This window comes from Caballeronia sp. GAWG1-1 (assembly GCF_023631465.1).
Classification (GTDB): Bacteria; Pseudomonadota; Gammaproteobacteria; order Burkholderiales; family Burkholderiaceae; genus Caballeronia.
Map to the genome: position 1 here is coordinate 1 of NZ_JALQDB010000008.1, position 19,518 is coordinate 19,518.

The 19,518-nt window shown below is 61.9% G+C and carries 21 protein-coding genes and 1 tRNA gene; 8 read left to right on the forward strand and 14 right to left on the reverse strand.

Annotated elements, in window-relative coordinates:
- A partial coding sequence (locus tag NCT03_RS04080) for a transposase (RefSeq protein WP_502800347.1) occupies window positions 1-313 on the reverse strand: 313 nt, incomplete at its 3' end.
- Window positions 314-514: 201 nt separating this feature from the next.
- On the reverse strand, window positions 515-1,897 hold the full coding sequence (hemN, locus tag NCT03_RS04085; RefSeq protein WP_250492022.1) for an oxygen-independent coproporphyrinogen III oxidase: 1,383 nt from the start codon (window positions 1,895-1,897) through the stop codon (window positions 515-517).
- Between the two features lie 143 nt (window positions 1,898-2,040).
- Between hemN and NCT03_RS04090 the strand changes: the two genes are divergently transcribed.
- The 3 genes from NCT03_RS04090 (at window position 2,041) to NCT03_RS04100 (ending at window position 3,881) form a co-directional block, all read left to right on the forward strand.
- Window positions 2,041-2,322, forward strand: a complete 282-nt coding sequence (locus tag NCT03_RS04090; protein ID WP_250492023.1) for a YkgJ family cysteine cluster protein — start codon at window positions 2,041-2,043, stop codon at window positions 2,320-2,322.
- 69 nt (window positions 2,323-2,391) lie between these two features.
- Entirely contained in the window at window positions 2,392-2,985 is a 594-nt protein-coding gene (locus tag NCT03_RS04095) for a DUF1439 domain-containing protein (RefSeq protein WP_250492024.1), read from the forward strand.
- A 62-nt stretch (window positions 2,986-3,047) separates the two neighbouring features.
- Window positions 3,048-3,881, forward strand: coding sequence for an undecaprenyl-diphosphate phosphatase (locus NCT03_RS04100; protein ID WP_244827409.1), 834 nt, complete (start codon window positions 3,048-3,050; stop codon window positions 3,879-3,881).
- 116 nt (window positions 3,882-3,997) lie between these two features.
- Here the strand turns inward: NCT03_RS04100 and trmB are convergent, their stop codons facing one another.
- From trmB to NCT03_RS04115, 3 genes are all read right to left on the reverse strand, one after another.
- Window positions 3,998-4,729 carry a tRNA (guanosine(46)-N7)-methyltransferase TrmB gene (trmB, locus tag NCT03_RS04105; RefSeq protein ID WP_244827410.1) on the reverse strand — a complete coding sequence of 244 codons (732 nt, stop codon included), beginning with the start codon at window positions 4,727-4,729 and terminating at the stop codon, window positions 3,998-4,000.
- A gap of 112 nt (window positions 4,730-4,841) precedes the next feature.
- A tRNA-Gly gene (locus NCT03_RS04110) sits at window positions 4,842-4,916 on the reverse strand.
- 76 nt (window positions 4,917-4,992) lie between these two features.
- Window positions 4,993-5,553 (reverse strand): YggT family protein, encoded by a 561-nt coding sequence (locus tag NCT03_RS04115; protein WP_244827411.1) that lies wholly within the window; start codon window positions 5,551-5,553, stop codon window positions 4,993-4,995.
- Window positions 5,554-6,842: 1,289 nt separating this feature from the next.
- Here NCT03_RS04115 and NCT03_RS04120 point away from each other — a divergent pair.
- The gene (locus NCT03_RS04120) at window positions 6,843-7,163 is read left to right on the forward strand and encodes a hypothetical protein (protein ID WP_284503052.1); all 321 of its coding nucleotides are present in this window, start codon (window positions 6,843-6,845) and stop codon (window positions 7,161-7,163) included.
- A gap of 140 nt (window positions 7,164-7,303) precedes the next feature.
- Entirely contained in the window at window positions 7,304-8,269 is a 966-nt protein-coding gene (locus tag NCT03_RS04125) for a threo-3-hydroxy-L-aspartate ammonia-lyase (protein ID WP_250492026.1), read from the forward strand.
- Between the two features lie 36 nt (window positions 8,270-8,305).
- On the opposite strand, the gene NCT03_RS04130 is transcribed toward NCT03_RS04125, so the two are convergent.
- The 3 genes from NCT03_RS04130 to NCT03_RS04140 are packed head-to-tail and all read right to left on the reverse strand — an operon-like array spanning window position 8,306 to window position 11,591.
- Complete coding sequence (locus NCT03_RS04130) at window positions 8,306-8,974, reverse strand: LysE family translocator (protein WP_250492027.1); 669 nt, start codon at window positions 8,972-8,974, stop codon at window positions 8,306-8,308.
- An 11-nt stretch (window positions 8,975-8,985) separates the two neighbouring features.
- On the reverse strand, window positions 8,986-9,978 hold the full coding sequence (locus NCT03_RS04135; protein ID WP_250492028.1) for an asparaginase: 993 nt from the start codon (window positions 9,976-9,978) through the stop codon (window positions 8,986-8,988).
- The gene (locus NCT03_RS04140) at window positions 9,975-11,591 is read right to left on the reverse strand and encodes a UbiD family decarboxylase (protein WP_250463947.1); all 1,617 of its coding nucleotides are present in this window, start codon (window positions 11,589-11,591) and stop codon (window positions 9,975-9,977) included. The genes NCT03_RS04135 and NCT03_RS04140 overlap by 4 nt, the downstream gene beginning before the upstream one ends.
- Window positions 11,592-12,168: 577 nt before the next feature.
- On the opposite strand from NCT03_RS04140, the gene NCT03_RS04145 reads away from it, so the two are divergent.
- Window positions 12,169-13,335, forward strand: a complete 1,167-nt coding sequence (locus NCT03_RS04145) for a lytic transglycosylase domain-containing protein (RefSeq protein WP_250492029.1) — start codon at window positions 12,169-12,171, stop codon at window positions 13,333-13,335.
- 66 nt (window positions 13,336-13,401) lie between these two features.
- On the opposite strand, the gene NCT03_RS04150 is transcribed toward NCT03_RS04145, so the two are convergent.
- Genes NCT03_RS04150 through ribBA form a run of 4 tightly spaced genes read right to left on the reverse strand, consistent with a single transcriptional unit; the run spans window position 13,402 to window position 16,720 of the window.
- Window positions 13,402-14,595: a pyridoxal phosphate-dependent aminotransferase gene (locus NCT03_RS04150; protein WP_250492030.1), complete on the reverse strand. Its 1,194-nt coding sequence runs from the start codon at window positions 14,593-14,595 to the stop codon at window positions 13,402-13,404.
- Entirely contained in the window at window positions 14,592-15,020 is a 429-nt protein-coding gene (nusB, locus tag NCT03_RS04155; RefSeq protein WP_244827419.1) for a transcription antitermination factor NusB, read from the reverse strand. The genes NCT03_RS04150 and nusB overlap by 4 nt, the downstream gene beginning before the upstream one ends.
- On the reverse strand, window positions 15,017-15,520 hold the full coding sequence (gene ribH, locus NCT03_RS04160; protein ID WP_244827420.1) for a 6,7-dimethyl-8-ribityllumazine synthase: 504 nt from the start codon (window positions 15,518-15,520) through the stop codon (window positions 15,017-15,019). The genes nusB and ribH overlap by 4 nt, the downstream gene beginning before the upstream one ends.
- A 36-nt stretch (window positions 15,521-15,556) precedes the next feature.
- A complete protein-coding gene (ribBA, locus tag NCT03_RS04165; protein WP_244827421.1) occupies window positions 15,557-16,720 on the reverse strand; it encodes a bifunctional 3,4-dihydroxy-2-butanone-4-phosphate synthase/GTP cyclohydrolase II in 1,164 nt (387 codons plus the stop codon).
- A 220-nt stretch (window positions 16,721-16,940) separates the two neighbouring features.
- Here ribBA and NCT03_RS04170 point away from each other — a divergent pair, with 220 nt between their 5' ends.
- The gene (locus NCT03_RS04170) at window positions 16,941-17,288 is read left to right on the forward strand and encodes a type II toxin-antitoxin system Phd/YefM family antitoxin (RefSeq protein WP_250492031.1); all 348 of its coding nucleotides are present in this window, start codon (window positions 16,941-16,943) and stop codon (window positions 17,286-17,288) included.
- Complete coding sequence (locus tag NCT03_RS04175) at window positions 17,278-17,682, forward strand: hypothetical protein (RefSeq protein WP_250492032.1); 405 nt, start codon at window positions 17,278-17,280, stop codon at window positions 17,680-17,682. The genes NCT03_RS04170 and NCT03_RS04175 overlap by 11 nt, the downstream gene beginning before the upstream one ends.
- Before the next feature lie 35 nt (window positions 17,683-17,717).
- On the opposite strand, the gene NCT03_RS04180 is transcribed toward NCT03_RS04175, so the two are convergent.
- Window positions 17,718-18,332 (reverse strand): riboflavin synthase, encoded by a 615-nt coding sequence (locus NCT03_RS04180; protein WP_250463953.1) that lies wholly within the window; start codon window positions 18,330-18,332, stop codon window positions 17,718-17,720.
- A 49-nt stretch (window positions 18,333-18,381) separates the two neighbouring features.
- Window positions 18,382-19,503 carry a bifunctional diaminohydroxyphosphoribosylaminopyrimidine deaminase/5-amino-6-(5-phosphoribosylamino)uracil reductase RibD gene (gene ribD / locus NCT03_RS04185; protein ID WP_244827425.1) on the reverse strand — a complete coding sequence of 374 codons (1,122 nt, stop codon included), beginning with the start codon at window positions 19,501-19,503 and terminating at the stop codon, window positions 18,382-18,384.
- Window positions 19,504-19,518: the final 15 nt, after the last annotated feature.

Genomic DNA, 19,518 nt, shown 5'->3' on the forward strand with positions numbered 1-19,518 from the left:
GATCACGCGGCAGATCGACCCTGAGCGGGCCATAATCGGTGATGAGCGTCTTGCCGCTGGCGCCGTTACGTTCGTTGTCCTGGCCGTCGGGTTTCGGCTGCCCCGCCAGGTAGCCGAGATGCATCTTCATCTCGGCGCCCATCGCGCGCTCGATGAGTGCCTTGTTGAACGCCAGCATCAGGTCTTGGACCTCGATGGGCGTCATCGGGCCTTTGACCAGGTCATCCAGCAGACCTTCCGGAAGGGCAGGCAGCGGCCCTCGGGCCGCTGCCTGAGAAGCGACGGTGCGTTTCTTCTTCATCGGCATATCCATGACTTTTACCTCTCATAATATGCCTCGCCCACAGAATTGCGGATAGGTCCGTTGTGGCCGATCGCAGCCGTTCCCGCTAAATCATCCAGTCGATCCCGCCTAGTCAAACCGGGATGCAAATATGCGAGGTTCGCGAGAACACGGCCGTTTTCCTGAATTGCTCGTTCTGGATTCTCGTTTTCGATTGCCGATAATGCCCACTCAAACCATCCGCGAAAACCGCTTCACACTCGCCTGCCCGAGATAAGCATCAAACACAGAAGCCACGTTCCGCACCAGCATGCGTCCCGCAGGCAACACCCGAATCCCGTCGCGTCCAATCTCAACAAGCTCATCATCGACCATAGCCTCAAGCCGCGCGAGTTCATCGGCGAAAGTGCTCTCAAACGCAATGCCATGCACCCGCTCGATCTCATCGAACCGCAGCCCACCACCGCACATCAACCGCATGATGACATCACGCCGCAGAAGATCATCAGACGACAATCGCACCCCACGCGCAATGGCAAGCCGTCCATCGTCGATAGCAGCCGCGTACTCACCCACATCACGCGCATTCTGTGCGTAGACATCGCCGATCTTTCCAATCGCCGAAGCCCCGATCCCAATCAAATCACAATCCCCACGCGTGCTATATCCCTGAAAATTCCGCTGAAGCGTCCCGTCCGCGAGCGCGAGAGAAAGTTCATCACCGGGTAAGGCAAAATGATCCATGCCGATATAAACATACCCCGCGTCGCTCATGCGCTCGATCACGCATTCGAGAATCGCAAGCCGCACGGCAGGCGAGGGCAGCGCGGATTCATCCATCTGCCGCTGCATCTTGAACAGCGCCGGCATATGCGCATAACCAAACACCGAGACACGATCCGGCGCGAGCGCGATCATTGCATCGAGCGTGCACGTAAAACTCTCGACGCTCTGATGAGGCAAGCCATAAATCAAATCGACGCTAATCGACTTGAAGCCATTTCGCCGCGCCGCCTGCATGACGCCTTCGGTCATCGCATAAGGCTGCACGCGGTTGATCGCTTGCTGCACGCGTTCATCGAAATCCTGCACGCCCAGACTCAACCGATTAAAGCCAAGCTTACGCAACACGCCGATCGTTTCCGCCGATGCCTCGCGCGGATCGACTTCGATCGAATACTCGGCGCGATCGTCGGATACGAGGTTGAAGTGCTCGGCGGTCGCGGCCATCAACTCCGTCATCTCGGCGTGCGAGAGAAACGTGGGCGTGCCGCCGCCCCAATGCAGTTGCGTCACGGGACGGCGGGTATCGACGAGCGCGGCGTGCATCGCAAGTTCGCGCTTCATGCGGTCGAGATACGGCCGCGCGTGCGCGCGATTCTTCGTCGCGACCTTGTTGCAGCCGCAATAGAAGCAGACGGTGTCGCAAAACGGAATGTGGAAGTAGAGCGATAAATCGGCGGCCGGATCGGCTTTCATTGCCGCCTGGCAGTAATGCTTCGGGTCGAAGGAACCGATGAACTGGACGGCGGTCGGATAGGACGTGTAGCGCGGACCGTGCGCGTCGTAACGTTCGAGGAGATCGGGGCGGAAGAAGGTATTCGAGGATGTCATAACGGACCTTGGGCTTGCGCACGAGTGTAAAAGCGCGAGGCGCGTGGCAATTGCGAGATAAGGTCGCAGTACGGCTTCCGGGTTTGACGGAACGCAAACTTCAGGCGTGGGACAATGCGGTTTTACGCTTTTGAGCCAATGTCATGTCGACTGCTTCGAGCGCGCCGCATGCGTGCCGCGAAGGGTGCGGTGCGTGCTGCATCGCGCCTTCCATCACGAGTCCGATTCCGGGGATGCCAAACGGCAAGCCGGCCGGCGAACGTTGCGTGCAACTCGGCGATGATCTGCGTTGCGCGATTTTCGGCGATCCGCGCAGACCGGCTTGTTGCGGCGGGTTGCAGGCTTCGGCGGAGATGTGTGGGGAGACGCGGGAGTTTGCGCTCGCGTGGATCGCCAAACTTGAAGTCGCCACGCAACCGCATTGAAGTTCAGTGGTCCAATGACCGGTTTTTAGCCTCACCGCATTTCACAGTTCAGCCCCCGGAGACTCCCGCATGTCCAACCCCGTCGCGCTAACCCGGCGCCGGTTCCTGCTTGCCACGCTCATTGCCTTGCCGGCGCTTGGCGCGTCATCGGTGACGCAAGCAGCTTCGAATTCCATCTTCCCGTTCATTCCGGATCACTACACGTTCTCTCAGCAGCAAGTCCAGGAAGCCGTCGCGCGCAAGTTTCCCTTGCAACGCACGATCTCGCAGATTGTCGATCTCGTGTTGAGCAATCCCGTCATCGGCATGGCGCCGGATCGTAATCGCGTAACCGTGCATGTCGATGCGCGCTTCACCACGCCCTTCATGCCCAACCCCGTCAACGGCGCATTCACGCTCTCGACGCAACTCGGCTATGACGCGCAAAGCCGCTCGGTGATTCTCGTCTCGCCAAGCGTCGATGATTCGCAGTTCTCAGGGGACGCCGCACAATACAACCAGCAGATCGCTGCCGCCGGCGCCATGCTCGCGGCGCAATTGCTCGAACGGTATCCTATCCACACCTTCAAGCCCGAAGAATTGCAGTTCGCCGGCGTTTCTTACGAACCCGGTACAATCACAGTCCTTACAAACGGCATACGTGTTCAGATCGTCGAAAAATAAGTCGAAATCTTGGCGCGGGGTGCTCCACACGAACGGCGATAACAGCGAAAAAGGGCTGACGGATGGACTGGATATTGATGGTGAAGGCGCTCGTTCTGGGCGTCGTGGAAGGGTTGACCGAATTTCTGCCGGTCTCGAGCACCGGACATCTGATCGTCGCAGGCAGTCTCCTGAATTTCACCGACGCGCAGGCTAAAACCTTCGATGTCGTCATTCAGTTCGGCGCGATTCTCGCCATCTGCTGGGAATATCGCAAAAAAATCGGCTCGGTAGTCACCGGTTTGCCGTCACGGCCGGACGCGCGGCGCTTCACGCTCAACGTGATCATCGCGACCATTCCGGCGATCGCCCTCGGTCTTTTGTTCGAGAAAAGCATCAAGGCGGTGTTGTTCTCGCCGGTGCCGGTTTCGGTGGCGCTGATCGTGGGCGGCATCGTCATATTGTGGGCGGAAGCGCGTCAGCGTGACCGCGCCGCCGCGCCGCGCGTGACTTCCATCGACGACCTCTCTTACTCCGACGCCCTCAAGGTCGGATTAGCGCAATGTTTCGCGCTGATTCCGGGCACGTCGCGCTCGGGAGCGACGATCATCGGCGGCATGCTGTTCGGGCTCGAACGCCGCGTGGCCACGGAGTTCTCATTCTTTCTGGCGATTCCGATCATCTTCGGCGCAACGCTCTACGAAATGGCGAAGTACTGGCGCACGCTGACCGTGAACGATCTCGGGCTTTTTGCAATCGGGCTCGTGGCGGCGTTCGTAAGCGCGTTTATCTGTATTCGATGGCTGCTGCGTTACGTCGCCTCGCACGATTTTTCGGCGTTCGCGTGGTATCGCATCGGCTTTGGCTTGTTGATTCTGATTGTCGGTTATAGCGGCGGTTTGAGTTGGGCTGACTGAAAGTCACGCACGCTTTCTGGCGGGAGTTGAACCCCACGTCTTTCTAGAGCGTGGGGTTTTGTTTTTTGGACGTGACTAAATGTCCGCGTCTCGATTCAAAGGCAGATTGATCGTCTTCAAACGCGGCGGAACAGCAAGTCCCAAACGCCATGACCGAGATTTAATCCGCGTTTCTCGAACTTGGTCACCGGACGATAATCCGGGCGCGGCGCATAACCATCGGCGGTATTTTGAAGCGCGGGTTCGGCGGACAGCACTTCGAGCATTTGTTCGGCATAGTTTTGCCAGTCGGTCGCGAGATGCACATAACCGCCCGGTTTCACGCGCGACACGAGCAAAGCCACGAACTTCGGTTGAATCAGCCGCCGCTTGTGATGCCGAGCCTTGTGCCACGGATCGGGGAAATAAATGTGTACGCCATCCAGACTAGCCGGCGCGATCATGTGTTCGAGCACTTCCACGGCGTCGTGCTGAAGAATTCGCAGGTTGCCGAGCCCTTGTTCGCCAATCAGCTTCAGCAAGGCGCCCACGCCCGGCTCGTGCACTTCCACGCCGATGAAGTCGTCGCCCGGACGCTTGGCCGCGATTTCCGCTGTTGTCCCGCCCATGCCGAAGCCGATTTCCAGCACGCGCGGCGCTTCGCGTCCGAACACGGCTGACCAGTCGGCGACTTGCGCGTCATACGGCACGATGTAACGTGGTCCGAGTTGATCGATGGCGCGCTGCTGGCCCGGCGACACGCGGCCCGCGCGCGTCACGAAGCTGCGGATGCGGCGATGGCGCAGCGTGGAGGTTTCGTCGGCGGGAGCGCTGGACGACGTGGCGTCGTCCTGGGAATCGTGATTCATGGCGAGAGCAGAGTGCGTGACTAACGCGGCGCGGCTGGCGAATCCGCACGCGTGCAGAGCGTGGAAACTAAAAAGCCGCCCGGACAACGACAGGCGGCTTTCTCGGCGATGCTGGAGCGGGCGATGGGAATCGAACCCACGTCTGTAGCTTGGGAAGCTACGGTAATGGCCATTATACGACGCCCGCGTGAGCCCGCTATTTTAAGCGGCGGCGCGGCACAGCGCAATTGCTGCCCCGGCGCCGGCCACCATGCGGAACTCGTTCAGATGCCAAACAAGGTCATCGAAACGGCGAGACGCGTGACCACCATCAACAATACCTGCACGATCACGAACAGCAGGATCGGTGACAAATCGATGCCGCCCAAGCGCGGCAAAATGCGTCGCAGTGGATCGAGAAACGGCGCGGTGATCTGAAACAAAAGCGGCATGGCCGGCGATTGCGGATTGAGCCACGAAAGCAGCGCCATCAGAATCGTCATCCAGATGATGAGGTTCAGCGCCCACTTCACGACGGTGAGAAGGGCGACGAGCAGGATCATCGGCATCATGAGCGTCGGATCGACGTTGGCCAGCACGACCATCAACGTCACGTAGACGAGCGAGGCGATGAACGCGGCGAGAATGCTCGCCCAGTCGATCTTGCCGCCGGGCAGGATCTTGCGCAGCGGCAGCACGATCCAGTTGGTTGCCTGCATCACGCCATTCGAGACCGGGTTATAGGGCGGCATGCGCACGACCTGCATCCATGCGCGCAGCAAAAGCGCCGCGCCGAACAGAGTGAAGACGGTATTAAGCAGAAAACGGGCGATCTCGCCGAACATCTCGGTTCCTCGATGAAGCCGCACAGGGTTCGCACCTGCGCTGGATAGGGTGAGCGAAGCTAAGGGAAGGCGACGGCCGGGCCACTCGCCGCGAAAAGATGCGCAGGTGCGTAATCGATAAGTCTTGCGCCGCGCGATAACCCGCCAACAAGCGAGGCGTCGATGCCGACCTTGATCGTCGTTCGTTCTCGACTGACTCGTCCTGCGGACACGGCGGCTTTTCTGCGCCTTGCTTCCCCGCCCACCGGATAAGCTCGGTGGGGCGCCGGACGTCACCTTAACATGGCTTGACGGCGGCTTGGGCGCGTTGTCGCACAAGGCGCGGCCGTTTGAGGTTCCGCGGCTTGAAAGGCGCATGCAAGGAGCGTTCGCGAACCTTCGCGAACCTATAGGAAAGAGATTCTCGCGACGGAAAACCCTAGTGTTGTCAATTCGAGACGATCGCAAAAGGCGCGTTTTACGTAAAACTGGCAGGATAGGGAAATGAAAAGCGAAACGGGTTACATAGAAAAGTTGGGGATTTATCTGGCAACGAGGCGTAAAAAGGTGGCCGAAAAAGCATAAGTAGCCGAAATCTTCGGAACCATTTCCCGCTTTTGTCTGAAAGCCCGCGAGTCTTAACGCCGAATGTGGTTCAACACACACCGATCGAAAGGCTTGGGTTCTATCCCGCACATTGATGCACGGACAGGGCGCGAATACTAAAGAAAAGACGGATCAACAGGGAAAACGGTGGCGCGAGAAAGCGCACGGTTTTCCGTGAGGCTTAATCGCTACGTTCGGAGGTCGCTGTGAGCATTTTCTCTTATCGAAAACATTTGCGATTCTTGAGCCAGGCCCAGCGGCGTCGCTGGTGGGATCAGAAAAAGCGTCTAACGCCTCGGGTGGTCATCAGCGGGGCATACGTGCCGCCGAATGTCTCGCGCGAATTCGCTTATGTGAAGGTGGGTTGAAGCGTCGTCGCTATTCGAACTTTGTGTTTGCAAAGCCCCGCCTGATCGACTGCCCGGCGGGGTTTTTCTTTGCATTTGTAAATGTCGTTACTTGCTGGGCGGCGAAAGTCCGATCGCAGAACTCTCGCTGATCGAAAGGCACGCCGGACGGCCGACTCGCGTGGGCGAGCACGTTCAAGCCTTTCCAGAAGCGTAAGAAAACTTGCAATTTGCAACATATGGTTCCAGCGGCGTTTGGCCTTTTTCGATAGATTGAAGCCATACCGTCGTTTGTCGTGCCGTACGGATCGGCAGCAGGCGGCGAGGAGAACGAAGGTGAAAAGGCTCGCTTATTGGATGGTTGCAGGGGCGCTGGGTGTCGGCATTGCCGGCGCTGCACAGGCGCATGTTTCGGTGGGCATCGGGATCGGGGTTCCCGCGTATCCGGTTTATCAGGCGCCGCCGCCAGTTTATGTCGCGCCGCCCGCGCCGGTGTACGTAGCGCCGCAGCAGCCGGTGTATGTTGCGCCGCCGCCGCCCGTGGTCTATGCGCCGCCGCCTCCGGTCGTCGTCGGAAGTTATGGTTACGGCTACTACGGTCGCCCTTACTATCATCACGGCTACTACCGGGGCGGTCCCGGCTACTATCGGGGCGGTCCGGGCTACTGGCACCGCTAATCGACAATTCGGCTGTCGAATCTCCTGGCGATGCATGTCCACAAGCGGACATGCATCGCTTTTTTCATTGCGGCATCGCTTTTCAGAAGCGCGTCATAACTGGGACAATGACGGCTCTCCTCACCCCTCGTCCTCGTCCCATGTCCTCACTTCCCGCACCTACCTTCGAAGACGTCGCCGATGCCGCTCGCCGCATCCAAGGCGTCGCGCATCGCACGCCGGTTCTCACGTCCACCACGGCCGACGCCATGTCGGGCGCGTCGCTCTTCTTCAAATGCGAAAACTTCCAGCGCATGGGCGCGTTCAAGTTTCGCGGCGCCTATAACGCGTTGTCCCATTTCGACGATGCCCAGCGCAAAGCCGGCGTTATCACGTACTCGTCGGGCAATCATGCGCAGGCCATCGCGTTGTCGGCGAAGCTCGCGGGCATCCGCGCGACCATCGTCATGCCCGAAGACGCGCCTGCCGCGAAGATGGCCGCGACGCGCGGCTATGGCGGCGAAGTGATCACCTACGATCGCTATACGCAGAACCGCGAGGAAATCGGCCGCGCGCTCGCAGAGGAACGCGGCATGACCCTGATCCCGCCATACGATCATCCACATGTGATCGCGGGGCAGGGCACGGCGGCAAAGGAATTGATCGAAGAAACCGGACCGCTGGATTACCTGTTCGTCTGCCTCGGCGGCGGCGGGCTGATCGGCGGATGCGCTCTCGCCGCTGCCGCGCTCAGCCCGTCGTGCAAGGTGATCGGCGTTGAGCCGGAAGCGGGCAACGACGCGCAGCAGTCACTCGCGCGCGGCGAGATCGTGCATATCGAAGTGCCGCGCACGATCGCCGATGGCGCCGCTTCCACGCATGTCGGCGAATACAACTTCCCGATCATCCAGCGTCATGTGGACAGCATCGTCACCGTGAGCGACGCCCAGTTGATCGACACGCTGCGCTTTTTCGCGCAACGCATGAAGATGGTCGTCGAGCCGACCGGCTGTCTGGCCGCCGCGGCGGTGTTGCAAAAAGTGGTGCCGGTGGAAGGCAAGCGCGTGGGTGTGATCGTGAGCGGCGGCAACGTCGATCTGGCGCGTCTGGCGGAGTTCGTCGCCTGACGTGGGCTCGCTCATCGCGCGAAAGTCACGCGTCGCTCAAACCGGCGCGTGCACGATCAGATCGCGGTAACCATTGACGATCACGCTGTACGCGAAATAAGCGAATAGCACGGCCGAAAGCACGTGACACGCGCGCAGCAGGCTCGTGCCCGCGCGCTTGCGGCCGTGGCTCGCCAGCGTGCAGACGAAGAGCGTCCAGCCGAGTCCGCCGCAAAAGAAGCCGATCAGGAACACGGACGCGCTCATCGCGCTGGTCGCGCCGGCCTTGGCGATCAACGCGCCGCCCACGGCCGCGAACCAGAGAATCGCACTTGGCGACGACACCGCGAGCAAACAGCCACGCACGAAACTCTTCGCATGACTTTGGCGTGGCAGACGGTCGTCGGCTTCGCCTTCGACAGGCGGCGCGGATGCGGGATTCAGCGCCTCGCGTGCCATCTTCCACGTGAGGAACAGAAGCACGATCGCCCCGCCGATCCACACGACCCATCGCACGGCCGCGAATTGCAAGAGCGCCGACATGCCGGCCAGCGCGAGCGCCGCATAAAAGAGATCGCCGAAACAGGTTCCGAGGCCGAGCACGAATCCTGGTTTGAAGCCGTGCGACAGCACGAGTGAAATGATCGCGACATTGGCAATGCCAATATCCAGACACAGCGACAACGACAAAAAGAAGCCGTCGGACAGCAGGGACCACGAGTGCATCGTCTTTTTTTTTAGTGATCGCGTAGCGCGAAGTGGATGTCGAGGCGGCCGGTCGATACGCCGACCGTGTTGCGCATTGGCGGGTGGCGAAAGCGTGCGAGCGCGCCAAGCTGCTGGTCCGTGCCTATGCCGAGCCGTTCGAGTACATGCACGACGACCGCGTTGAGCACGCCGGTGTTGCCGTCTTCCACCTTCACCGCAATGCCGAGTGTGCCTTCGGGGCGCCGCACGCCAATGGCGTAGCACGCGTCCGCGCCGGTCTTGCCGACGAGCGTGCCGCCGAAGGTTTGCATCAGCAGCGTACAGAAGCGGCCTTCGCCGGCGACGAGTTCGGGATGCGCCGTCATCGCCTTATAGATACGCGCGAGCGGCGTGCCGTCCGGCGCATCGGCGATCTTTGCGAAGAGCCGCGCGAGGCGATCGAGCGGGAAGGCGGGCGTTGGCAGATTGCAGCCGTCGATGGCCCATTGCACTTCGTCGTCGGCGAGATCAACGACGCGCGCCATCGTCCGCTTGACCCATGCCTGCAGCGGATGCGCGGGCAGATGATAACCGTCGAGCGGCGCATTCATGGCGCGCGCGCCGGCCAGCATGCCGGCGTGCTTGCCGGAACAATTGCTGCACACGGGCGTCGGCGTGAAATCGCGTTTGATCCAGTCGCGGAAGACGGCATCCGAAATGGGCGGATGGCCGCCGCAGCGAAGATCGGCTTCGCTTGCTTCGGCTTTCGCGAGCATCGCCCGCGCGCGCTCGATATGACGCGGCTCGCTGTTATGCGACGCGCACATCAGCGCCAGATCTTCTTCGCTGAAGCCGAAGCGTTCGAGCGCGCCGGTTTCGAGCACGGCCAACGCCTGCGCGGGTTTCGCCGCCGAGCGCGGCAAGGTCACGCGATATGGATCGCCGAACGAATGCAGCACGCGCCCGGATGCATCGACCACCGCGACATGCGCCGCATGCGTGTTCTCGACGACATCGCCACGAAAAACCGTCGCCCCGATCATGCTTTTCTCGCCGATGGCGACGTGTCGAGGCCGAGTTCGCTCCACAACGTATCGACGCGGCGCTTGACGGCTTCGTCCATGACAATCGGGCGGCCCCATTCGCGCGTGGTCTCGCCGGGCCATTTGTTGGTCGCGTCGAGTCCCATCTTCGAGCCGAGCCCCGCCACGGGCGACGCGAAGTCGAGATAGTCGATCGGCGTGTTGTCCACGAGCACGGTATCGCGCACGGGGTCCACTCGCGTCGTGATCGCCCAGATGACTTCCTTCCAGTCGCGCACGTTCACGTCTTCATCGACCACGACGATGAACTTCGTGTACATGAACTGCCGCAGGAAACTCCATACGCCGAACATCACGCGCTTGGCGTGGCCGGGATAGCTCTTCTTCATCTGCACGATGGCCATGCGATAACTGCAGCCTTCTGGCGGCAGATAGAAGTCCGTGATCTCGGTGAACTGCTTCTGGAGGAGCGGCACGAAGACTTCGTTGAGCGCGACGCCGAGCACGGCCGGTTCGTCGGGCGGCTTGCCGGTATAGGTCGAATGGAAGAGGGCGTCGCGCCGCATGGTGATCTTTTCGACGGTGAAGACCGGGAACCACTCCTGTTCGTTGTAGTAGCCGGTGTGATCGCCGTATGGACCTTCGAGCGCGTGTTCGTATTTCGCGGATGCCCCCGCGGACGGACGCGGCGGCGCGCCCGCAGGGGCAGGCGGCGGCACGCCGTCTTGCGGATGGATGAAGCCTTCGAGCACGATCTCCGCGCGCGCCGGTACTTGCAGCGTGTCGACGCCAGGCGTCAGGCACTTCGCCAGTTCAGTGCGCGAGCCGCGCAGCAGCCCCGCGAACTGATACTCGGACAACGAATCGGGCACCGGCGTGACGGCGCCGAGGATCGTCGCGGGATCGGCGCCGAGCACGACCGCCACGGGATACGGCTTGCCGGGATTGGCGAGCGCGAATTCGCGAAAGTCGAGCGCGCCGCCGCGATGAGCGAGCCATCGCATGATGAGTTTGTTGCGTCCGATCAGCTGTTGCCGATAAATGCCGAGATTCTGCCGCGACTTGTTGGGGCCGCGCGTGACGGTGAGGCCCCAGGTGAGCAGCGGGCCGGCGTCGCCGGGCCAGCAGGTTTGGATCGGCAAGCGCGCGAGATCGACATCGTTGCCTTCCCAAACTATTTCCTGGCAAGGCGGCGAATTCACCGACTTCGGCGCCATGTCCCAAACGGCCTTGGCAAGCGACAACAGCTTGCCCGCGTCCTTCAAACCCTTGGGCGGCTCGGGCTCCTTGAGCGCCGAGAGTAGCCGGCCAACATCGCGCAGCGAGCCGAGCGCGGCGGTGTCGCTGCCGAGGGCCGTATCGTTGCCGCTCTGCGCTTGCGTTTCGATACCCATGCCGAGCGCCACCCGGCGCGTCGTGCCGAAGAGGTTCGCAAGCACGGGCATGGAATGTCCCGTTGGCGTTTCGAACAACAGGGCGGGGCCGCCCGCGCGCAATACGCGATCGGAAATTTCGGTGATTTCGAGAACGGGGGAAACGGGCTGCCGAACACGGCGCAGTTCACCTAGCGCTTCGAGGCGGGCGGTGAAGTCGCGCAGATCTTTGTATTTCATCGATGATCAGAAAGGGACTCGAGGACGGCCCAGAAGGGCGGGACGGCTGCGCGCCAGACGATTGTCGATTTTACATGCGCTCGCGTCGGTGCGTTCGGAGACATTCAGCAAATTCCGCTTCCAATGCCCCAACTGGCGCGGTTTTCGGCAACTGAACACTGTTCGTTATTACTGTAAGTAATTGAAACGGAAGTCTATAGCATTGACGGATGATTAAAGCCTGCTAGAATCCTTTGCCATCCTTTGCGGGTTTTGAAACTTTTTACCGCTGCCTCAGGTCTTTCAGACGCACATGCGTCGCCTGCGCCGAACCTGCCCGGCGATTCATGGCTGTTGGTTGTCACGGCCGGCGTTACCAGCGCCGGTTTTTCGCGTGGAAAGCCTCTGCGCATTCATGGCATGCAGTTCGTGCCGCGCACTCCGGTCAACTTTTTAACCGGCGGCTTTCCAGACGGCTCCATGCCGTTTCCCCGATGCCGTTTGTGCTTGCCGAGAGCGAGCGGTGTCTGATTTACGCATTGAATTCGCGTTTTATTCGTATTCATCTGCGTTAAATCAAGCAACATTGGGAGCATAGATGAACGCTTCGGTTTTCTGGGGTTCCGACACCCGCGCAGCGCAGATCGTGCGCATTGCGCTGCGTCGCGGACGCCGTTTGAGTCAGCATCTCTTCAGCCTCGTCGGCGGCGCCGCCGTCATCACGGCTTTCGCACTTTGGCTCCTGCCTTCCTGGCGTACGACCTTCGCCGCACGAATCATGCCGTTCGTTTCGGCGGCCGTGCAGGCCGGTCCGGCTCGCTTGCTCGCGGGGCAGCCGCTGCCGCCGTTCGCGGCGGTGCATCGGCCGCCGGCCGAGTCGAATCTGGCTGTCAATCTCGTGTCGAAGGCACGGGCTGCGGATGCGCGCGAAGTGCCCGCAACCGCCGCTCCGTCGCTCGGCGCCGCGACCTACGACGACGCCAGCGCCCGCCAGCTTACGGGCGGCATCAGCCTCGCCGTATCGCCTAACGGGCTCGATCCGCGCACCATGCCCTCCGTCGGCATGCTCGCGAGTCTAATTCCCGCCCAACGCGTCGTCGCCGATGCCCGCGACGACCGCGTCCTCATCTCGACGCGTGAGCAGCAACTCGTCGCCAGCTTCATCGCGCGGCGATATCGCGTGGCGCAGGACCCGGTCAGCGAGCTCGTGCGCGCGGCCTTCGATACCGGCCGCGAAGTGGGCCTCGATCCGTTGCTGTTGCTTTCGGTAATGGCGATCGAGTCCGGCTTCAATCCGTATGCGGAAAGCGGCGTGGGCGCGCAGGGTCTGATGCAGGTGATGTCGAAGGTTCATTCCGACAAATTCCAGTACTTCGGCGGTTCGCACGCGGCGCTCGATCCGCTCGCGAACATCAAGGTCGGGGCGCTGGTGCTGAAGGACTGTATCGCGCGTGGTGGTTCGGTCGCGGGCGGTCTGCGTTATTACGTCGGTTCGTCGACGCAGGACGACGGCGGGTACGGCGCGAAGGTGCTGGCCGAGCGTTCGCGTCTGCGCGATGTCGCGCGTGGCCGCAATGTGCCGATCAACTCGCCGCAAGCGCCCGTGCAGGCGGCGCCGAAGCAGGTTCTCGCTTCTACGTCGGCCGCCACGGCGGATGGCAGCAAGCGCGTGCATGCGACCATCGACAATCAGAAGAAAGCGGAATCGCAGGACGAAACCGATAGTGAAGCGAAGCATGTTGCTTCGGCCGAGTTCGGCGCCTGAGTTTTTTTCGTCGAGTCGTAAAAAAGGGCACCCTCGGGTGCCCTTTTGCTTTTCTTCGCTGCAAATTTATCGGCTGAAAAGCGAGCCCAGGCGATGAACCGCTTCCTCCAGCTTTGCGTGCGCCGTCGCGTATGAAACCCGGATATAGCGCTCGGGCGCATGAAAGCCGAAATCGGCGCCTGGTACGAGTACGACGCCTGCATCGTGAAGCATCGATTGCGTGAGCGCGCCGCTCCGGCCGGCTGCGGGGTGCGCGACGCTCATCGTGTCCGCATAGACGTAGAAGGCGCCGTCGGGCGTGACCGGCACGCCAAAGCCCAGCGAACGCAACGCCGGCACGATGTAATCGCGCCGGCGCTTGAATTCGAGGCGGCGCGCTTCGTAGATCGCGATTGTCTCCGGCTCGAAGCAGGCGAGCGCCGCGTGCTGCGCCAGCGCCGATGCGCAGATGAAAAGGTTCTGCGAGAGCTTCTCGACTGCCGGAACCATTGCGTGCGGCACGACCAGCCAGCCGAGCCGCCAGCCGGTCATGCTGAAATATTTCGAAAAGCTGTTTACGGTGACGACATCGTCGCCGAAAGAGAGCGCCGAGATGGGCTTCGCGTCGTAGCTCAAGCCCTGATAGATCTCGTCGACGATCGTGAAGCCGCCGCGCGCACGCACCGCATTCACGATGCGCTTCAGTTCATCCGGCGCGATGGACGTGCCCGTCGGGTTCGACGGCGACGCCAGTAATACGCCGCGCGTTTGCGGCCGCCAGTATTCCTCGACGTGAGCCGCCGTCAACTGAAAGCGCTCGGCCGGGCCGCTTGGGATCAGCACGGGTTTGCCGTCCGCCGCCGACACGAAATGCCGGTTGCACGGATAGCACGGGTCGGGCATCAGCACTTCGTCGCCGTGATCGACGAGCGTCATGCACGCGAGCAACAGCGCCGCCGATGCACCCGCCGTCACCACGATGCGCTGCGGGTCGACCGTGAGGCCGAACGCATCGCGATAGTGCTGCGAGATCGCCTCGCGCAACGCGGTCACGCCGAGCGCATTGGTGTATTGCGTGACGCCGCGCTGCAAGGCATCCGCGGCGGCGCGCGTGACCGGTTCGGGCGCCGTGAAATCCGGCTCGCCGATACCCATATGGATGATGTCGCGCCCCGCGCGTTCCAGCGCCTGCGCGTCCTTCATCAACTCCATCACGTAGAACGGCTCGATCGCGTCGACCCGTGACGCAAGCCGCACCAGCGGCTCGGTGGCGGTGTTCATCTGCGCGCCTGCGCCTCGGTCGGACGCAAGGCGACCGCGAGCTTGTCGAGCACGCCGTTCACGTACTTGTAGCCATCCGAACCGCCGAACGTCTTGGTCAGCTCGACCGCCTCGTTAATCACCACGCGATACGGAATGTCCAGGTGATGCTTGAATTCGAACGCGGCGACCAGCAGAACCGCGCGCTCCACCGGCGACAGTTGCTCGATAGGCCGGTCGAGACATGGCTGCAACTGCTCGGAGAGCACGTCGGCTTCCTTGATCACGCCGTGCAGAATGGCATCCAGATGCTCATGGTCGGCCTTGTCGAAGCCCTGCGCATTGCGCAACTGCGCGTCGATCTCGCCGCCGGGCGCACCCGACAGCAGCCATTGATAAAGCCCTTGCGTCGCGAGTTCACGCGAGCGGCGTCGAGCGCTCTTCATGCGCGGTCCTCGTCTTCGTCTTCTTCGTCGTCGCCGCCGAGTTGTTCCAGCGCGACGGAAAGATTCGCCATTTCAACTGCCACGCGTGCCGCATCGCGGCCTTTTTCCGTCATGCGCGCGACGGCTTGTTCGTCGTTTTCGGTCGTCAGCACGGCGTTCGCCACCGGCACGCCGAAGTCGAGCGCAATGCGCGAAATGCCCGAGCCGCTTTCGTTCGAAACCAGTTCGAAGTGATACGTCTCGCCGCGCACCACGGCGCCGAGCGCGATCAGCGCGTCGAACTGGCCGGATTCCGCGAGTTTTTGCAGCGCCAGCGGAATTTCGAGCGCGCCCGGCACGGTGACGAGCAGCACGTCTTCGCCGATCACGCCGAGGCGTTCCAGCTCTTCGATGCATGCATCGGCAAGGCCATTGCACACGGGTTCGTTGAAGCGCGACTGCACGATGCCGATGCGCAGACCGTCACCGTCGAGATTCGGCTGGTATTGTCCGATTTCCATGAATGAGTTCCGTTGGTTTGGAATGAGTTGATGCGTTCAAGCAGAGCGCAGATGCGAGACCGGCGTGTCCGCGGGCGCGGCGGTCGCGGGGCAACCGGGCATGGCGATGAAGCCGGTCACTTCGAGCCCGTAGCCCGACATGCTGCCGAGCTTGCGCGGATTCGCGAGCACCTGCATCTTGCCGACGCCCAGGTCGCGCAAGATCTGCGCGCCGATGCCATAAGTCTTGAAGTCGATGGGACGGCGCTTCAGTTCGAGCGCCTTGTCCTTCTCGTCGAACGCGCGAAACACGTCCACGAGTTGTTCCTTGGTGTCGCCGCAATTGAGCATGACGATGGCGCCGAGATCGCGCGCGGCGATTTCCTTCATGGCCGCGTCGATGGTCCATGAATGCGTGGAGGAATCGATCTCGAGCAAGTCGAGCACCGAAAGCGGCTCGTGCACGCGCACCGGCGTTTCGCGGTCGGGCGAGGGCGTGCCGCGCACGAGCGCGATATGCGGCGAACGCGTCGGCTCGTCGCGATAGAGCACCGCGCGAAACGAACCGTGAGCGGTCTGCATGATGCGCTCGCCGACCTTTTCGATGATGGATTCCGTCCGGCTGCGGTAGTGGATCAGGTCGGCGATGGTGCCGATCTTGAGCCCGTGCTGATCCGCGAATTCCATGAGGTCGGGCAGGCGCGCCATCTCGCCGTCGTCCTTGATGATTTCGCAGATGACGGATGCGGGCGTGAGGCCCGCGAGCGCGGTCAGATCGCAGCCGGCTTCCGTGTGGCCGGCACGCACGAGCACGCCGCCTGGCTGCGCCATGATCGGGAACACGTGGCCCGGCTGCACGATGTGCTCGGCGCGCGCGTCGTGCGCGACCGCCGCCGCGACCGTGCGCGCGCGGTCGGAAGCCGAAATGCCGGTGGTCACGCCTTCGGCCGCCTCGATGCTGACCGTGAACGCGGTGCCGTACTGCGTGCCGTTGCGGTGGGTCATGAGCGGCAGATTCAGTTGCTTGCAGCGCTCTTGCGTGAGCGTCAGGCAGATCAGGCCGCGACCGTGCTTCGCCATGAAATTGATCGCTTCCGGCGTGACGAAATCGGCTGCGACGAGGAGGTCGCCTTCGTTTTCGCGGTCTTCCTCGTCGACGAGGATCACCATCCGCCCGGCTTTCAGTTCAGCGATGATCTCTGGAGTGGTGGCGATCGGCATGATGGCGTCCCGAAGGGGTCCGGATTGGGAAAGGGCGTATTTTACGCCACCGATGATGGACAGTCGGTGAAATCGCGGCGTCGCCTGCACAGGCGATTTTTCCTATTCCTTCCGGACGACTGGCGCGGCTTCATGCGGCCTGAGATGATACGAATTCCTTATCCTTTGCGAGTGTGAATTCTGTACCATGTTGAGTACGTTAAATAGCACGGAGCCTAAAATGGCTTTTACCCCCAAAGACGTCATCTCCCTTTCGCAGGCGCGTGCGAATTTGTCGGAGCTCATCGACGAAGTGCAGAAGGGCACCGACAAGATCATCACGAAGAACGGCGAAGCAAGCGTCGCGTTGATCAGCACGGAGAAGCTGGAGCACTACTATCGCGCGGAGCGGGCGCGGATTCATTTGCTGTTGCTGGAAGACGCCAAGGAAGCGATCGCGGCGTGGAAGGCAGGGGAGCCGACGGAGGATGCGGGCGAGTATTTCGCACGCACTCGGGCGCGCTTGCGCGCGGAGCGCGAGGAACGCGAAAGAAAAGCGCAGCAAGGGAGCAATGCCGATGCCGAATGATGGACGCAGGCGTGCGACGGTCCGCATCTCGAGCAAATTCAAGACTCGAATCGCGGATATCGAACGCTATTGGATTCGTTTGGACCTGCCCGAGAGCTTCGAGCGCATGTTCGAAGCGCTGGAGACAAAGGCAAAACCTCTACTCGAGCGCTTTCCGGCAATTGGCCGAGTCTTCCTCAACACCGATCCCGATACCTATCAGGCAATACTGGCCTGCGAAGAACTTATCGAAGAAACCGAGGAAGCCAAGAAGCGCGCCGAACTACGCGAACACGTGTTCGAAGACTACGTGCTTCTGTACCTTCTGATTGGCGACACGGTGCTGCTCACGTCCATTCGCCACACCAAGGAAGTCTCCTTCGACTTCGATCACATCTGGGGCCCCGAGCGCTGAGCCGCGCCGCGCCAAAGCGCCAAGACCGGAAAGCATCACGACGCGTTCATCATCCGCTCGACATAGCGCGCGATCAGGTCGATCTCCAAATTGACCTTCGCGCCCGGCTTGAGCGCCTTGAGCGTCGTGACTTCGACGGTATGCGGAATGAGGTTGATGGAGAATTCGCAGCCATCGGCGCGGTCGCTGACCGAGTTGACCGTGAGGCTCACGCCATTTACCGTAACCGAACCCTTGTAGGCCAGGTACTTGCCGATCTCCTTCGGCGCGACGACGCGCAATTCGTGCGATTCGCCCACGCGTTCGAAGCGCGACACTTCGCCAAGGCCATCCACATGGCCCGAAACCAAGTGACCGCCCAGCCGGTCATGCGCGCGCAACGCCTTTTCCAGATTCACTTCGTCGCCCGCGTGGCCGAGTCCGACCGTCTTGTTGAGGCTCTCGCGCGAGACATCGACATCGAAGGCATTCGCGGTCTTTTCGATGACCGTCATGCACGCGCCCTGAATGGCGATGCTGTCGCCCAGTTCGACATCCGCGAGATCGAGACCGCCTGCCGTGACCGTCAGGCGCACGCCCGCTTCCGGCTCCGCGCCAAGCGGCGTGACTTGGTCGATACGGCCTACCGCGCTGACAATTCCTGTGAACATCGACTGCTTCCTTTAACTTGACGAGCTGACTTGGCCGGACCCACGCGGATCAGCACGCGTCGGTGGTGACATTTGCCTCGGCGAAACGCGCAAGAATGCGCAAGTCGTCGCCGAGCCGGTCTATACGATGAAACTTGAGATGCGCGCGCGCATCCAGCGTGGCGGGCGGCGCGAAGTCGAACATGCCGGGCGCGCTGCCGAGAAGGCTTGGCGCGAGATACACCAGCAGTTCATCGACACAGCCTTCGCGCAATAGCGAGCCATTGAGCTTGTGCCCGGCTTCGACGTGCAATTCGTTGATGCCGCGATCCGCAAGCGCGATGAGCACGGCAGGCAGATCGACCTTGCCCTGTTCGTTGGGCAGTTCGATCAGCTCCGCGCCCTTCGCACGCAACGCTGCGACACGCGCGGGATCGGCGTTGGCCGAATGGAAGATCCACGCTGGCGGGCCTTCCAGCATGCGGGCATCGAGCGGAACGTCCAGACGGCTGTCGATCAGAACGCGCTGCGGCTGGCGCGGCGTTTCGACCGCGCGCACGGTCAGTTGCGGGTTGTCCTCGCGCACCGTGCCTATGCCCGTGAGGATGGCGCAGGCGCGTGCGCGCCATGCGTGGCCGTCGGCACGCGCGTCCTCACCCGTGATCCACTGGCTTTCGCCCGAGGGCAAACCCGTGCGGCCATCGAGCGTCGCGGCCACTTTCATGCGCACCCACGGCCGCCGCCGCGTCATGCGCGACACGAAGCCAATGTTCATCTCGTGCGCCTCGTGCGCGAGCAGACCGCAGCGCACGTCGATGCCCGCATCGCGCAACATCACGAGACCGCGCCCGGAGACGGTCGGGTTCGGATCTTCCATCGCGGCGATCACTTTTTCCACGCGCGCGTCGATGAGCGCCTGCGCGCACGGCGGCGTGCGCCCGAAATGGCTGCACGGTTCGAGCGTGACGTAAGCGGTTGCGCCACGCGGGTCCTTGCCGCGCGATCGCGCGTCCTTGAGCGCGCGGACTTCGGCGTGATCCAGACCGGCCGGCTGCGTAAAGCCCGTGCCGATTACTTCGCCGTTCTTGACCAGCACGCAGCCGACGCGCGGATTGGGCGTCGTCGTGTACATGCCGCGCGAGGCGAGCGCGAGCGCGCGCTCCATGTGCGTGAAGTCGGTTTGCGAAAACATCGCGGTCGCCGCGCC

Excerpts from the sequence above, each read along its gene's own strand:
- NCT03_RS04180 (WP_250463953.1), bottom strand. The coding sequence starts at position 18,332 with ATGTTCACAGGAATTGTCAGCGCGGTAGGCCGTATCGACCAAGTCACG.
- ribH (WP_244827420.1), bottom strand. The coding sequence starts at position 15,520 with ATGGAAATCGGACAATACCAGCCGAATCTCGACGGTGACGGTCTGCGC.
- NCT03_RS04145 (WP_250492029.1), top strand. The coding sequence starts at position 12,169 with ATGAACGCTTCGGTTTTCTGGGGTTCCGACACCCGCGCAGCGCAGATC.
- NCT03_RS04130 (WP_250492027.1), bottom strand. The coding sequence starts at position 8,974 with ATGCACTCGTGGTCCCTGCTGTCCGACGGCTTCTTTTTGTCGTTGTCG.
- NCT03_RS04095 (WP_250492024.1), top strand. The coding sequence starts at position 2,392 with ATGTCCAACCCCGTCGCGCTAACCCGGCGCCGGTTCCTGCTTGCCACG.
- NCT03_RS04170 (WP_250492031.1), top strand. The coding sequence starts at position 16,941 with ATGGCTTTTACCCCCAAAGACGTCATCTCCCTTTCGCAGGCGCGTGCG.
- NCT03_RS04120 (WP_284503052.1), top strand. The coding sequence starts at position 6,843 with ATGGTTGCAGGGGCGCTGGGTGTCGGCATTGCCGGCGCTGCACAGGCG.
- ribD (WP_244827425.1), bottom strand. The coding sequence starts at position 19,503 with ATGTTTTCGCAAACCGACTTCACGCACATGGAGCGCGCGCTCGCGCTC.
- hemN (WP_250492022.1), bottom strand. The coding sequence starts at position 1,897 with ATGACATCCTCGAATACCTTCTTCCGCCCCGATCTCCTCGAACGTTAC.
- nusB (WP_244827419.1), bottom strand. The coding sequence starts at position 15,020 with ATGAAGAGCGCTCGACGCCGCTCGCGTGAACTCGCGACGCAAGGGCTT.
- NCT03_RS04135 (WP_250492028.1), bottom strand. The coding sequence starts at position 9,978 with ATGATCGGGGCGACGGTTTTTCGTGGCGATGTCGTCGAGAACACGCAT.
- NCT03_RS04150 (WP_250492030.1), bottom strand. The coding sequence starts at position 14,595 with ATGAACACCGCCACCGAGCCGCTGGTGCGGCTTGCGTCACGGGTCGAC.
- NCT03_RS04100 (WP_244827409.1), top strand. The coding sequence starts at position 3,048 with ATGGACTGGATATTGATGGTGAAGGCGCTCGTTCTGGGCGTCGTGGAA.
- ribBA (WP_244827421.1), bottom strand. The coding sequence starts at position 16,720 with ATGCCGATCGCCACCACTCCAGAGATCATCGCTGAACTGAAAGCCGGG.
- NCT03_RS04140 (WP_250463947.1), bottom strand. The coding sequence starts at position 11,591 with ATGAAATACAAAGATCTGCGCGACTTCACCGCCCGCCTCGAAGCGCTA.
- NCT03_RS04125 (WP_250492026.1), top strand. The coding sequence starts at position 7,304 with ATGTCCTCACTTCCCGCACCTACCTTCGAAGACGTCGCCGATGCCGCT.
- NCT03_RS04175 (WP_250492032.1), top strand. The coding sequence starts at position 17,278 with ATGCCGAATGATGGACGCAGGCGTGCGACGGTCCGCATCTCGAGCAAA.
- trmB (WP_244827410.1), bottom strand. The coding sequence starts at position 4,729 with ATGAATCACGATTCCCAGGACGACGCCACGTCGTCCAGCGCTCCCGCC.
- NCT03_RS04115 (WP_244827411.1), bottom strand. The coding sequence starts at position 5,553 with ATGTTCGGCGAGATCGCCCGTTTTCTGCTTAATACCGTCTTCACTCTG.
- NCT03_RS04090 (WP_250492023.1), top strand. The coding sequence starts at position 2,041 with ATGTCGACTGCTTCGAGCGCGCCGCATGCGTGCCGCGAAGGGTGCGGT.